11 protein-coding genes are annotated in these 12,562 nt (G+C 71.9%); 3 read left to right on the top strand and 8 right to left on the bottom strand.

What is annotated here, in order from left to right:
• Nucleotides 1-233: transglycosylase SLT domain-containing protein (locus tag POF43_RS27750; protein ID WP_271322395.1), on the top strand; the 233-nt coding region annotated here is incomplete at its 5' end.
• A 235-nt stretch (nucleotides 234-468) separates the two neighbouring features.
• Here the strand turns inward: POF43_RS27750 and POF43_RS27745 are convergent.
• The 4 genes from POF43_RS27745 to POF43_RS27730 form a co-directional block, all read right to left on the bottom strand.
• On the bottom strand, nucleotides 469-1,764 hold the full coding sequence (locus POF43_RS27745; protein WP_271324207.1) for a PP2C family protein-serine/threonine phosphatase: 1,296 nt from the start codon (nucleotides 1,762-1,764) through the stop codon (nucleotides 469-471).
• A 471-nt stretch (nucleotides 1,765-2,235) separates the two neighbouring features.
• Nucleotides 2,236-2,406 carry a hydrophobic protein gene (locus POF43_RS27740; RefSeq protein WP_271315972.1) on the bottom strand — a complete coding sequence of 57 codons (171 nt, stop codon included), beginning with the start codon at nucleotides 2,404-2,406 and terminating at the stop codon, nucleotides 2,236-2,238.
• 370 nt (nucleotides 2,407-2,776) lie between these two features.
• Nucleotides 2,777-3,193 carry an ATP-binding protein gene (locus POF43_RS27735; protein ID WP_271324208.1) on the bottom strand — a complete coding sequence of 139 codons (417 nt, stop codon included), beginning with the start codon at nucleotides 3,191-3,193 and terminating at the stop codon, nucleotides 2,777-2,779.
• Between the two features lie 64 nt (nucleotides 3,194-3,257).
• The gene (locus tag POF43_RS27730) at nucleotides 3,258-3,671 is read right to left on the bottom strand and encodes an STAS domain-containing protein (protein WP_271324209.1); all 414 of its coding nucleotides are present in this window, start codon (nucleotides 3,669-3,671) and stop codon (nucleotides 3,258-3,260) included.
• A gap of 469 nt (nucleotides 3,672-4,140) precedes the next feature.
• On the opposite strand from POF43_RS27730, the gene POF43_RS27725 reads away from it, so the two are divergent.
• Nucleotides 4,141-5,361, top strand: coding sequence for a S8 family peptidase (locus POF43_RS27725; RefSeq protein ID WP_271324210.1), 1,221 nt, complete (start codon nucleotides 4,141-4,143; stop codon nucleotides 5,359-5,361).
• A 232-nt stretch (nucleotides 5,362-5,593) separates the two neighbouring features.
• On the opposite strand, the gene POF43_RS27720 is transcribed toward POF43_RS27725, so the two are convergent.
• The 4 genes from POF43_RS27720 to POF43_RS27705 form a co-directional block, all read right to left on the bottom strand.
• Nucleotides 5,594-6,370, bottom strand: coding sequence for a hypothetical protein (locus tag POF43_RS27720; RefSeq protein ID WP_271324211.1), 777 nt, complete (start codon nucleotides 6,368-6,370; stop codon nucleotides 5,594-5,596).
• Nucleotides 6,367-7,275, bottom strand: coding sequence for a hypothetical protein (locus POF43_RS27715; protein ID WP_271324212.1), 909 nt, complete (start codon nucleotides 7,273-7,275; stop codon nucleotides 6,367-6,369). Before POF43_RS27715 ends, POF43_RS27720 begins: the two co-directional genes overlap by 4 nt.
• A gap of 190 nt (nucleotides 7,276-7,465) precedes the next feature.
• A complete protein-coding gene (locus tag POF43_RS27710; protein ID WP_271315966.1) occupies nucleotides 7,466-8,557 on the bottom strand; it encodes a GDSL-type esterase/lipase family protein in 1,092 nt (363 codons plus the stop codon).
• Between the two features lie 582 nt (nucleotides 8,558-9,139).
• Nucleotides 9,140-10,324 carry a glycoside hydrolase family 183 protein gene (locus tag POF43_RS27705; RefSeq protein WP_271325512.1) on the bottom strand — a complete coding sequence of 395 codons (1,185 nt, stop codon included), beginning with the start codon at nucleotides 10,322-10,324 and terminating at the stop codon, nucleotides 9,140-9,142.
• 748 nt (nucleotides 10,325-11,072) lie between these two features.
• Between POF43_RS27705 and POF43_RS27700 the strand changes: the two genes are divergently transcribed.
• Nucleotides 11,073-12,527: a hypothetical protein gene (locus POF43_RS27700; RefSeq protein WP_282704816.1), complete on the top strand. Its 1,455-nt coding sequence runs from the start codon at nucleotides 11,073-11,075 to the stop codon at nucleotides 12,525-12,527.
• The last annotated feature ends 35 nt before the right edge of the window (nucleotides 12,528-12,562 follow it).

The following is a 12,562-nucleotide window of genomic DNA, read 5'->3' as shown; positions in this document are numbered from 1 at the left end:
ACGCCCTGCGCGAATCAAGCGGCAACCCCCACGCCATCAACAACTGGGACATCAACGCCCAGAAGGGCATCCCCTCCAAGGGACTGCTCCAGGTCATCCCCCCGACCTTCGCCACCTACCACGTCGCCGGCACCTCCAAAAACATCTACAACCCCGTCGCCAACATCGTCGCCGCCTGCAACTACGCCGCCCACCGCTACGGCTCCATGGACAACGTGAACTCCGCATACTGACCCCCACACCCCAACACCCGAATTCACCAACACCACAACCACAAAAGCAGCACCACCCAGCACCACCGCGTGGGCCCCGGGACGGAATCCGTCCCGGGGCCCACGCGTCACACCCACCGACCAGAACCACCACCCGACCGACCGGAGAAGTCGAGCGGTCCCCACCGCACGGCGGCACCGCGACGTCGACCTCGCGGCAGCCCCGCGACGCCCCAGGGCGCCGCCGCTCCCCCGCTCACGACTCCGGACCGGAGACGAAGCCGCCGGCCGTCCCGACCCCGTCGAATCCACCGGTGGAGCGGACTCGCGTCGCCCTGGAGTGGTCGGCGCCGTCCTGGGCGGAGGGAGAGGCGTCGGCGAGGTCGGCGCCGGTGTCGGCGTACCGCTGGGAGTGGCCGGTGCCGTACCAGTCCAGGCACATGACGGTCGCGTCGTCCTCCAGCTGACCGTGGCGGTTGTCCACGATCTCCGTTATGAGGGCGCGGGCGGCCTCGCGGGGATGCATGAAGCGGGTGCGGACGACCAGGTTCGCCAGGTCGAGGCTCTTGACGTTGCGCTCCAGCATGCCGTCCGTCAGCATCACCAGCCGGTCCCCCGGCCGCAGGTCGAGCGACTGGACCCGGTAGTTGTGCGGGACCTGGATGCCGAACGGCAGATCGATCTCCGGGGCGATCTCGCGCACCTCCCCGTCCCGCATCAGCAGCGGCCAGGGGTGCCCGGCGTTGACGAACTCGGTGCGGCCGTCGTCCAGGCTGATGCGCAGCAGCTGGCCGGTGACGTAGCTGTGGCGGCCGTGCTCGCGCATGGCCCGGTCGGCCTGGCGGGCCTGCTCGGCGAGATCGGCACCGGCCCGCCGCGCCCGGCGCAGGGCGCCCACCAGCAAGGTGGCCAGCAGCGAGGCGTCGACGTCGTGCCCCATCGCGTCCGTGACCGACAGCTGGACGGTGTCGCGGTCCAGGACGTAGTCGAAGGTGTCCCCTCCGACGTGGGCGGCGGGTTCCAGCGCCCCGGCGACCGCGAACTGCGCCGCCTCGCACGCCAGGGACGACGGCAGCAGCCGGTGCTGGATCTCCGCGGCCAGGCTCAGCGGGATGGTGCGGCGGCCCCACTGGTACAGGTCGGTGAAGGAGCGGTTGGCGATGACGATGTAGGCCAGGGCGTGCGCGGTCTCCCCGATCTCACGCATCACCTCCACGTCCGGCGCCATGGGCAGGAACAGCTCCAGAAGCCCGATGGCGTCGCCGCGGTTGGTCACCGGGACGACGACTCGCACCGGCGCGCCGTCGCCCTTGTCCTCCACCCTCGGCCGCTGGGTGCGGATCACATCGTCGTACAGGGTGCCTCGCAGGGGGATGCGCGGGGCGGGTTCCCTGGTCTCGATGCCGCCGCCGGTCCCCAGCCGTACGACCGAGCCGCCGGTGAAGTCGGTGATCAGGAACGACACCGACGTGGCGCCGAGTTGTTCCTTGAGTATGCGCGCGACCACGTCGAGCGACTCGACGGGCGCCGCGGCCTCCGCGGCCGCCAGCATCCCGGCCAGTATCACCGCCCGGCCCCGGCCGTTCCCGCTATCGGGTGGGGGCGTGGTCCGCTCCCCAGCTCTGTCGGGCTCATATCCGATCACGGCGACTCCCCACTGCTCGATACTTGCTCAAGGCTCCGTCCCGGGGCGCGAGGGGCGGGTGGCGAATCCGGTGACGGGAAGATCGTCACCGTGTCACGGACCCCTGAAGAAACACGCCTGCCGAACTCGTGGACGGCGGCGGTCGGTTCAGCACACCGCGGAGCCGGAAGACCTCTCGACTCCGCCGCGGGCGGAACACCGACACGCCGACCACGAACGGGAACCTTCACGTCGTGTGCGGCCGGGGGCTGCCAGGCGCCGGCTCCACGCCCGCGCGCTGTCCGCCTGCCCGCACACCAGGTGAATCAGGGGTGGGGTCGCACCGGATTCGATGCGACCCCACCCATATTCTGTAGTCAAGAACTCGTGCTCAACCATTCACCATCGATACCAACGGCCCCGAGAGCCACCGGAACCCGCACTTCGGAGGACGAATCCGAGCAGCCACACGACCAGGACCACCAGCGCGACCCACCACAGGATATGCACGGCGAAACCCACACCGCCGAGCACCAGCGCCAGCAGAAGCACCAAAAGAAGAGCGCCCATTGTCATCAACCTCCTGGCCGACTTCTTCCCGGGTCGCGGACATACATGCCGAAATTTTTCCCGCCCCCGTTCCGCACGGCGAGCGCCAGGGGTCCGTCCTTCACCGGTACGCGCTCGTGCCCTACCCGTGGAACGCGCGGCCACCCACCCACCGTTGGAACGCAAAGACCGAGGCCACCGGCGGTGCGGGGCTTGTTGATGACGGCGGCGATTCCGGCACCGGCTCCACCGAATCGGGGATGACCACGGGAATGTACGTACGGATACTTCCGCCGAAAGCGGGCCCGGCGACGCGGTGAATCGGGGCGAGTCGCGGAACGGTGCCCCCGGCAGAGCCTGCGGCCCGCGCTGCGCGATCCCCCCGGTCCTTCTACCAGGTGAGGACGGCGTGGACGGCCTTGCCGCCGTGGCGGGGGACTATGCGCACCTGGCGCGCGAGGCGCTGGACTATGGGCCAGCCGTATCCGCCGGGACCGTGACGCGGGTCGGGGACCCTGGACTGCGGCGGGGTGGGGCTGGAGTCCTCCACGCTGACGTCCAGTCCGTCCGGCAGCAGGTCCAGGCAGAGCGTCAGGGGACCCGGCGCGTGGCGGACGGCGTTCGTGACCAGTTCGGAGACGACCAGCAGGAGATTCATCCGGAACGTGCTGGGGACGTACGGAGCCCTGCGGGCGAGGTAGGCGGTGGCGGCGTCCCGCGCCCGGGCGATGCAGGTGGGGTCGCCGTCCAGGTCGAGGCACACGTCGACCGGTTCAGTGCCGCGGTCAGCAGCCGATGGGGGTTTCATGGTGAATCTCCTTTCGCCGACACCTCGGCACCGCCGATGCCTCTCGGAACACCGCCGCGCCGGGCTATCCGATGCCGTGATCGCGTAACCTGGCGGACCGGTCAGTGGACCTTGCCTCTTCGCGCGTACTTTGCAGCGCTTCCTCGACGGTTCCGGTCACGGACAGGACCTGATCGATACCGGTGATGGACAGGACGAGTGCCAGGCTTTTCTGGGGGCGGACGAGGAACAATCCCCCGCCTTGGCGGTCGAGTAGTTGCCGGACCCGCAGCAGACAATTGAGGCCGCTGGAATCGCAGAAAACCAGCTGCGAACACTCCAGTACCATCCACCGACGTCCGGCTTCCGCCTGCGCCCCGACCTCGGTGAACAGCTGCGCTCCACTGTCCTGATCCAACTCGCCGAACAGACGCAACAGGCCGACCGACCCGGTGGACATCGAATCATCGGCGAGAACAGTCAGCTCCGTACCGTGCACAGTGTTCCAAGACCTTTCGTTGACACCCTTTCGCCTGTCCTGGGCGGCAGAACCCAAACCCCGCTGACCACCCGCCTTCCCACCGGGCTCATTCCCTCCCGCATGTTCCGGAGGTGAATCGATCCGGCACGTGATCCTTTGGTCGTACACGCGAGGCTGCGCACGTGATCCTTTGGCCGTACACGCGAGGCTGCGGCGGGAGAGGGCAGCCGTGGGGGGGTCGGCACAACTCGGCCGGTGCGCCGCCTTCGCCGCGACGGACGGCCTCCCGCGAGCCCGTTGGGGTCCGGCCGGAACGGCCCGGACCGGGCCGCACGCCTGTCCGGCATCACGGTCCCGGTTCCGCCGATCCGGCCGTCCCGCCGTCCCGCCGTACTCAAGTTGTGCGGGCCTGCGGCCGAAAGGGAGGATGCGGCCGCTTCGTGGCCGGGAGTGTCCGTGTTGTTTTCGTCTTTTCAACGGAGTGTCGATGCGCGCGTTGGTGCGTTGGGTGGTACCTGTTCTTCTGCTCGTCGTTCCGGCGGCCGGCGGGGTGGGCGCGGTGGCCGCGCCCGGCGGACGGCCGGTCGCGGTGGAGCGTTCCGCCCGGGCGGTGCCGGGCCAGTACATCGTCACGGTCAAACCCGCGTTCTCACCGCAGGAGGTGCTCGGGAGGCTGGGGGTCAGGGCGCTGTTCACCTACGGCACCGCGCTGCGCGGGTTCGCCGCGACCCTCACGCCCCTCCAACTGGGGCTGGCCCGAACGCTGCCCGCCGTCGAGGCCATCGAGGAGAACAGCGAGGTCACGCTCGACGGGACACGGCCGCCGGACGCGGCGGGCCGGGGCACCGGGCGGACGCCCCACGCGGCGAACGGACCGGAGCCGGCGGTCGGCAGCTGGGGCCTGGACCGGATCGACCAGCGCGCACTCCCCCTCGACGACCGGTTCACCGTCGACGGCACCGGCCGTGGCGTGACCGCGTACGTCCTCGACACCGGGATCGAGACCGGCAACGCGGAGTTCGGTGGACGCGCCACCGTCGGGTTCGACGCTGTCGGGGACGGGCACGACGGCCAGGACTGCCACTCCCACGGCACCCACGTCGCCGGGACCATCGGCGGCAGGACCTACGGCGTGGCGCGCGAGGTCTCCCTGGTCGCGGTCCGAGTGCTGGGCTGCACCGGTGAAGGCACGGCGGCCCAGACGATCGCCGGCCTTGACTGGGTCGCCGCCCACGCCCGGCGTCCGGCCGTCCTGAACGCGTCCATCGGTGAGGCGGCGTCCGTCGCGATCGACACGGCCGCCGACGCACTGGCCGACCGCGGTGTCCTGCCCGTCGTCTCCGCCGGCAACGACGCGCGGAACGCGTGCGACGCCTCCCCGGGCCGGGCGGCGAAGGCCCTCACCGTGGGCGCCGTCGACCGCCAGGACCGCCAGGCCGGGTTCAGCAACTTCGGCCCCTGCGTGTCGCTCTACGCGCCCGGCGTGGGCATCGTTTCCGTGCAACTGGGCGGCGGCTCCCACGCCCTCAGCGGCACCTCCATGGCCGCACCCCACGTCGCCGGCGCCGCGGCACTCCTCGAAGAACGGGACCCCCGGATCACACCCCCGGAGATCATCCGCAGCCTCACCGACACCTCCACCAAGGACGTCATCACCTCCCTCGGCCCCGACTCCCCCAACCGGCTGCTCTACACCGGGGGTCTGTGAAAGGCCTCCGCACCGCGGTCCGTGAGGCAGCAACGCCGGCGGTCAAGGTCCGTCATACGGCGGGGCTCCGGCAGCGGGGGGGCGGCGGAAGCCGGGAAGGCGCCTGCCCGCTGCGAGTTGGGAGCCGGGACGACCAACCGGCCCACGTCGCACGGCAGTTCAGGAACACCGGGCGGCGAGCGGACTTCTGGGGCTTACGGGGGAACGGAGTTGAGGCCGCGTCAGGCGACTCTCACGCGGCGATCAGTTCCAGCAGGCGGTCGCGGACGCCGTCCTTGCCGTCGACCGTGGCCGGCTCCAATACGCCGTCCTGGTGGGCCGACCGCTTGCGCGACAGTGCGTGCAGGCGGCCGTCCCGGCGGGCCAGGATCAGGTCCCTGCTGTCGCCGGCGATCTCCGCGGACCCCTGCGCCGTGTACTCGGTGACGGTCACCAGCGCCGACCGTTCGGAACCGGTGAGCAGCACGTCCGCGTCCGCCACGGTCTCCTCCCCGGCCGCCGAGCCGCGCGGCAGCCACTCGGTGAGCATCCGCAGCGTCTCGTCCAGCTTGTGGAGGGCGATCTCGTGCACCCCGAGCGCGTCGATGCGCACCACCAGGCAGATCCGTTCCGGCTGCGGCAGCACCAGGATGCGCCACGGCTCCCCCGGCTCCGTCCCGGCCGAGCGGGCGTCGAGCACCATGCGGGCGCGCTGCTGGAACGCCACCGCGATCCCCAAGTCACCGCGTACTTCCACCTGTTCCTGCGACGACCCGGCCAGCAGCAACTGCCGCGCCGCCAGCGACCGGACCGCCTCGGCGAGCACCTCGTCCGAGGGACGGGCCTCCAGGAAGTCCACGATGGCGTCCACCGCGGTCAGTTCGGCGATGGTGTAGGCGCCGAGCATGACCGGACCGGTGTCCACCAGGCCCACCACCGCCGTCACCAGACCTTCCGGCACTGACGCGGCGTCCGGCTGGCCGGCCGAACCCGGCCCGGTGGCACCGGCGTTGCGCTGGTCGTCGTTCATGTCGGCTCTCCCACCCGCCACGTGTCCGCCGGCGGCGGCCTGTGGCTCTCGCTGAGGACTGCGGCGGCGCTGGGCGACGGGGCCTGGGTGACCCACACCTCGGAACTCCCGAACAGTCCGCGCCCGCCCCTGCCCGACAGCGCCCGCCCCAACTCGTTTGCCGGATCGGCCCGTTCGGGCGGCGGAACGTGGGAGGCCAGGTCCGCGGAGACGGCCGTGACGTCGTCGCTCTCCTCGATCCGGTGCAGCGCCCGGGTCAGCGACCGAGCGACCGGCGGCGTGAGTCGCGTGGGGACCGCGAGCATCGGCGACAGGTACATCGGACGGCGTTCCGTCATCCGCGACAGCCCCCAGGGGCCGACGTTGCTGCGGGTGATCCGGTAGACGACGTAGTCCATCAGGTGCCGCACGTCGTCGAAGCTCGGCAGTTTGCGCTGGCCGAAGGCCGCCGGTGTCTTCTCCAACTGCACCCAGGTGCCCTGCTGGGTGCGCCCGTGCAGCTTCTCCCGCACCACGTTCCCGCGCATGCCGATATCGGGGTACCGCGTCTTGTCGATGTCGCGGTGGTGGCTGGAGATGCGCGGGTGGCTGACCCTGTCGAACCGCCACTCCTCGTACAGTCCCGGATCGTCCACCAGCACATGGCCGCCGCAGAGCACGTCGTGCAGCTGCGGCACCTGGAGGCCGTGCCGTTCGAGGTCGGCGAGGATGACCGCCTCCTCGGTACTCAGCCGGCCGGCCGCGTGCACCAGGCCCTTGCGGTACTGGCCGGCCCGGGCGGTGATGGAGATCATGAGGCGCACCCGTTCGCGCTCCGCGGCGGCCCGGGCACGCACCTCGCTCCGCGCCCCCGCACCGGAACGGCCGGGACGCCTGGCGAACGTGGGAACGCGCTTGCTTTCCACCCGGACAGTCAAACACGGGCCCGCCGTTCCCGCGCGGGGGAACGGCGGGCAGGAACGGCGGGCAGGGGCAGGCAGGAACAGCGGACGGCGGGCGGACGGGAACCGTGGACGGACGGTGGTGGACGGCACCCGCCACCACCACCGCAGCCCGGCCCGTTCAGGTCCAGGGAGCGCTCGGATCCGGGGGCGCTCAGATCCAGGGGGTGGGCGCGCCGAGGGTCGCGAAGTCGATGGAGTCGATCTCCGCGTAGCAGTCGCCCTTGGCGAAGGTGAGGGTGTTGGCCCCCTGGTTCAGCTGGACGTTGACGCCGGTCATCGTCCAGTTGCCCCAGCCGTAGGAGGGATAGGAGACGGTGACCGCCGGGGCGTCGTCGACGGTGAGGTTGTGGGTGCACACGGTGCCCATGCCGTTGTCGGCGCGTACGTACATGCGGTACTGGCCGGTGTAGGGGGCGTTGATGCTGTAGCGCAGGAAGCTGTCCGCGTTGTCGATGTGCCCGGTCTTCGAACCGCCGGAGGCGGTCGTGTCGGCGGGGTGGTCGGCGTCCTGGACGGTGGTGTAGGCCGGGTTCTCCGCCTCCCAGCGGGTGACCGGCGAGGAGATCAGGGCGGAGTACCAGCGGGCGGCCATCTTGGAGTAGCCGCCGGGGGTCGGGTGGACGCCGTCGGTCAGGTCGGCGGTGGTGAGGGCGTCGTGCATGGACACGAAGTGCACGTGCCGGCCCTGCGCGGCCCAGTCGGCGACCACGCCGGGCACCGCGGCGTTGTACTGCTCGGCCAGCGCCTCGGCGGTCGGGTCGGCGATCGGGATCAGGTCGGAGACCAGCACGTCGGCGCCGGGGTCGGCGGTGGTGATGTCGCCGATGAGCTTCGACAGCCGGGCGGGGGCGTCGGCCGGGTCGTAGTCCTGGGTCATGTCGTTCGTGCCGATGTGCAGCAGCACGGTGCGCGGGTCGGTGGCCTGGAGCCAGCCGGTCACCTGGGCGTCGATCTGGTCGATGCGCCAGCCGGGGTGGCCCTCGTGGTCGTGGTCGCCCAGCTGCGCCGGCCCGTTGGACTGGGAGCCGACGAAGTCGTCGGTGTGTCCGTCGGCCGCGAGGTACTGCCACAGGTCGGTGCGGTAGCCGCCGGGGGTGGTGTACCCGTCGGTGATGGAGTCGCCGAGCGGCATGATGCGCACGCCGCCGTTGGACTCGGCCCGGGCCGGTGGGACACCGGTGAACAGCATCGCCACCGCGCACAGGATCGCCGCGAACAGCGCGGTCGGACGGATGATCGGCATGGGTGCTCCCGGGAGTGTGGCCGGCGGGGCGGTCGGGGCCGAGCAGGGGCGGGGCAGGGGCGGAGCGGCCGGTCGGAGCGCGGCCGGCTCGCGGGTGCGGCCGGGCGCCCACGATCGCGCGGGGCTGAGGAGACGGTGTGCCAGGTGGCGCGGCGGTGCGGGGCGGTGCGGCGGGGCAGCGGTACAGCGGTGCGGTGCTGCGGCGGTGCGGTGCAGCAGTACGGCGGTGCGGTGCGGCGGCGGTGCGGTGCTGCGGCGGTGGGGTCCCCACTCGCGGTCGGCGGTGGGCGGGCAGGCCCGAACCGCCACCCCTCGTTCGGGGCGGCGGGCGTGGTCCTATGACACGATTACAACGTTGTACATGTCAAGGCATCGGCGGGAGAACGTGGTGGGCGCCGTTCGTCGATCCGGGTCGGCGCGCCCCTTTTCGCAGGTCTGCCCGGCCCCCGCGCGGGGACCGGGCAGACGCACCGGTGGGACATCGCGGTCAGCCGTCGGCAGCGATGCGCGCCCCAGCGGTGAGCAGGGCCGCGGATCGCGGGCCGCCGACGGAAAGCAGGGCCGCAGGCTGCGGACCGCGGGTCACTGCCAGTGGATGCGAGCGGTCTGGACGACGTTGGAGTCGGTCCAGGTGACCAGGATCGTCTCGCCGGTCGGGTCGTACTCCGGGTGCGGCGCGATGGCGTACCGGATGGCGCTGCACACGTTGCCGGGGCAGGTGGACGCGACGGTGACCGGCGCGGTCCACGGGCCCTCCAGGGCCGGGGCGGTCATCACCATGATGTCGGTGTATCCGACGTTCGCACCGGCCACGAACATCCACGTGTTGAAGTGGTTGCTCCAGAACGCGTTCGACTGGCCGAGTTCCTGGTGGGAAAAGAGCGCCAGGTCGTCGGAGAGCTTCACGGTCCCGAGCGCCCCGCTGAGGGAGAAGCGCAGGTTGGTCCACGCCTGTGCGGACTGGTTCCAGTACTCGTAGGCGGAGACGTCCGTCGCCTGCGCGGCGGAGGCCCGCGCGAGGTACACGTTGAGGCCGTAGGGGTCGGGCCCGTGCCCGTAGACGTAGACCTTCCCGTCGAGCGGGTTGTACGTGACGCCCACGTCGCCCCAGTGCGGCTCGGTCGGTCCCCACGTCGTGTCGCTCGTGCGGGTCGCGACCGCGCCGCCCGGGCCGGCGGTCACCGTGGCGACACCGGCTCCGACGATGCCCTGCCCGTCCGTGCCGCGGTCGTTCTTCAGATACCACACCAGGCCCTTGCCCGGGGCGTACTCCACGACGTTGGTGCCGCCCATGCCGTAGCGGCTGAGGCCGCCGTTCGCGTTCTCCGCCGCGTTGAGCGGGATCCACTCCGACGGCCAGCCCGAGGAGTTGACCGTGTCGTACACCCGCAACGGGTTCGACGAGTCGCCGAGGCCCACGCTGTCCGACGCCGACAGGGCGTAGCCACCGCTGCCGTTCGGGACCAGGGTGTCGCCGTAGGTCCACACCGACTGGCCGTTGACGACGCCGGAGAAGCCCAGGTCCCGTGCGACGTCCGTCCCGTAGTCCTGCGCCCCCAGGTATTCGACGCTCGCCGGCTTGGCGGGCAGCACGCCGGACCCCGTGCTCTGTCCGGGCGCCGGGTAGACGAATCCCCCGGTGGCGGCCGGCGCCACCGCGGGCGCCGGCCCCGGAGCGGAGGCCGCGGCCGAGATGGGGCGCAGCGCCGGAACGATGACGGCCCCCATGGCCAGTCCGAGGAAACCGCGACGGTGAACCATTCCCATGGTCGTTATGCCTTCCTGACGTTACGGCGGCGATCCAGGAAGTCGCCGTGCCCGCCCGGGTCGCCTCTGACGGCGCGGTCGCGTCCGGGCGGCGGTCCGCACCGGCCGCGGACCGGGGCGGGCGGACCGCTGCGGTGGGTACGGCGGCGCGGGAGCTGCCCGGCGGCGCGGAACGGCGGCCAGGAGGTACGGCGGAACGGCGGTGGGGGCGTGCCGGAGGCGACTCACGCCGTGGGCCCCGAACCGGTTCAAGGCCGAGCGCGAGCCCAGTGTCACGGCGGGGTGCACGGCGTGTCAACGGCGCCCGGCGAGGCGCCGACGGTGCCCCTTCGGACGGGCGGCGACGGGTGAACGGGACCTGGGACATAGGGAGTTGCTGCGTGTACATCTGCGCGTCGGCTGACGCGGGGTCGGCCTGCGGCCCGCCGGGTCGGACACCTCGCCGCCGAGCGGGGGCGGGGTCCGGTGCTCGCGTTCCGTATTTTCGCCACCGCCGACCATCCCGGATGAGCGAAAAACGTGATCAGATGTCCGGCACGAGGCCCGCTCGCGTCCCGAACCGCAGGTTCCGGTAGGGAGAAATACCCCTATGCCGTGCGCCGTTCCGACTGGACCGCCTTCGCCCGCCCTTGGCTGCCCCATCGGCCGGAAACACCGCCGGCCTTCGTCGGCGGTGGCATGCCGTCGCGGTGGGCGCCGGGCGCCACCCGGGACACCGGTTCCGGTGCGGCGCGTCCGCCATCCTTCCGTGACGCGCGTAGCGTCGCTGGCCGTTACCGGGAGACGGCCCGGCTCCGGTTTTCTCATTCGGGTGGTGATTGGCCGTCCGGTGGTGCGCTGGGATAAAACCCGGTCATCGCCCTTCCTCTGGGGCCGGTTGGAGAGGTTCGATGAGATCGTTCCGGTTGCGTGCCGCTGGTGCGGTGGTGGTGACGCCGTGCGGCCTGACGGAGTGCCGGCCGAAGGCCCTGACGGACGGTTCCGCCCGCGTCGGCGGCACGGCGCCGGCCCCGGGCAGGGCTACCGCGCCGGTGAAGCCGACCGTTCGCCGCCCCGGGGCGCGGACCGTCTGCGGGCGGTGGTAGCCGCGCGGTTCCGCAGCCACGACGACGCGCGGTCGGTGACGCGCCCGGTGACGCCGACCGCCGGGGCGATGACGCGGGTGGGAGCGCCGATGGCGGTGCTGACGCGGGCGCCGTTGCCGACGCCGGTGCGCGCCGTGCTTGGGGTGCGGGTGCTGACGCCGGTACCGATGCTGACGTCGGTGCCGATACCGCCGCCGGTGCCGGTGCCGGTGCGTCCGGAAATGCCGGTGCCGTTGCTGACGCCGGTGCCGGAGCGCGCGCTGACGCCGGTGCGACCGGGACGGCGAGCGAGAACCGGATCGGGGCCGCACGAGGACGTCCACCCGGTGGCTGGCAGCGTTCCGGTTCCCGGCGGCCATCAGTGGCCGCAGAAGTCACCGTGCCCCAACTCCTGGACCACGTACCGCCGTTGCCGCCCCGCCGTACGCGACGCGACGCCCCTCCCCCGGTGTGCCCGCTCCCCACTCCGGCGGAGCCGGAACCGCACCCGCCCGGCAGGAGCAATCGGACGGCGGTGCCAGACCCACGAAGCCCGCCATGGCCTGCGACCAGCCGCTTTCGGCGCGGACGCCGTCGGGCCGGACGTCGCCGGGCAGGACACCGTCAGGCAGGAGCACCGGCTCCGCGAGACATGCCACCGGCTGTGCACCGACCCGGTGCCGGCCCTTTCCCACGCGGTCAACGAGAGCGTCCGGGCGTGCGGCCAGGACGACCCCACCCTGCGTCATCGGGCGCCGATACCCACCGGGGGCGTCGGTGTCGCCGATTCCGGTATCCTCGCCGACCTCACCCGCGGACTCCGGGCAAGCCTCGGGGAGGACACCACCGAACCCACTGCGGCCCTGCCCCTGCTGCTCACCATCCCCGGTATCACCACCCCGGCGACGATCCTCGGCCGTGGTGGCCGCGGGCGCGGACATCGCGCTCACGGCCGCTGCGAAACCGTCCTCACCGGCCGCAACCCGGCCCTGAGCCCGGGTCCGAACCTCACTCGCGCCTTATCGGGCCGCGGATGGGTGCACCTTGTCACCGGCCGGCACGACGAAACCCCCGACGTTTTCCCGAAGGCCATCCCACCCGCCCCCCAACACACCTGGCCCGTCACCGGCCGCGGATAAGTCTTCCGGGCCACGAGTCACGGGTCACCACGACA

The organism is Streptantibioticus silvisoli, from assembly GCF_027947535.2.
GTDB classification, from domain to species: Bacteria; Actinomycetota; Actinomycetes; order Streptomycetales; family Streptomycetaceae; genus Streptantibioticus_C; species Streptantibioticus_C silvisoli.
Note: the sequence above shows the minus strand (reverse complement) of the source record. Positions and strands in the feature narration are given on the sequence as shown.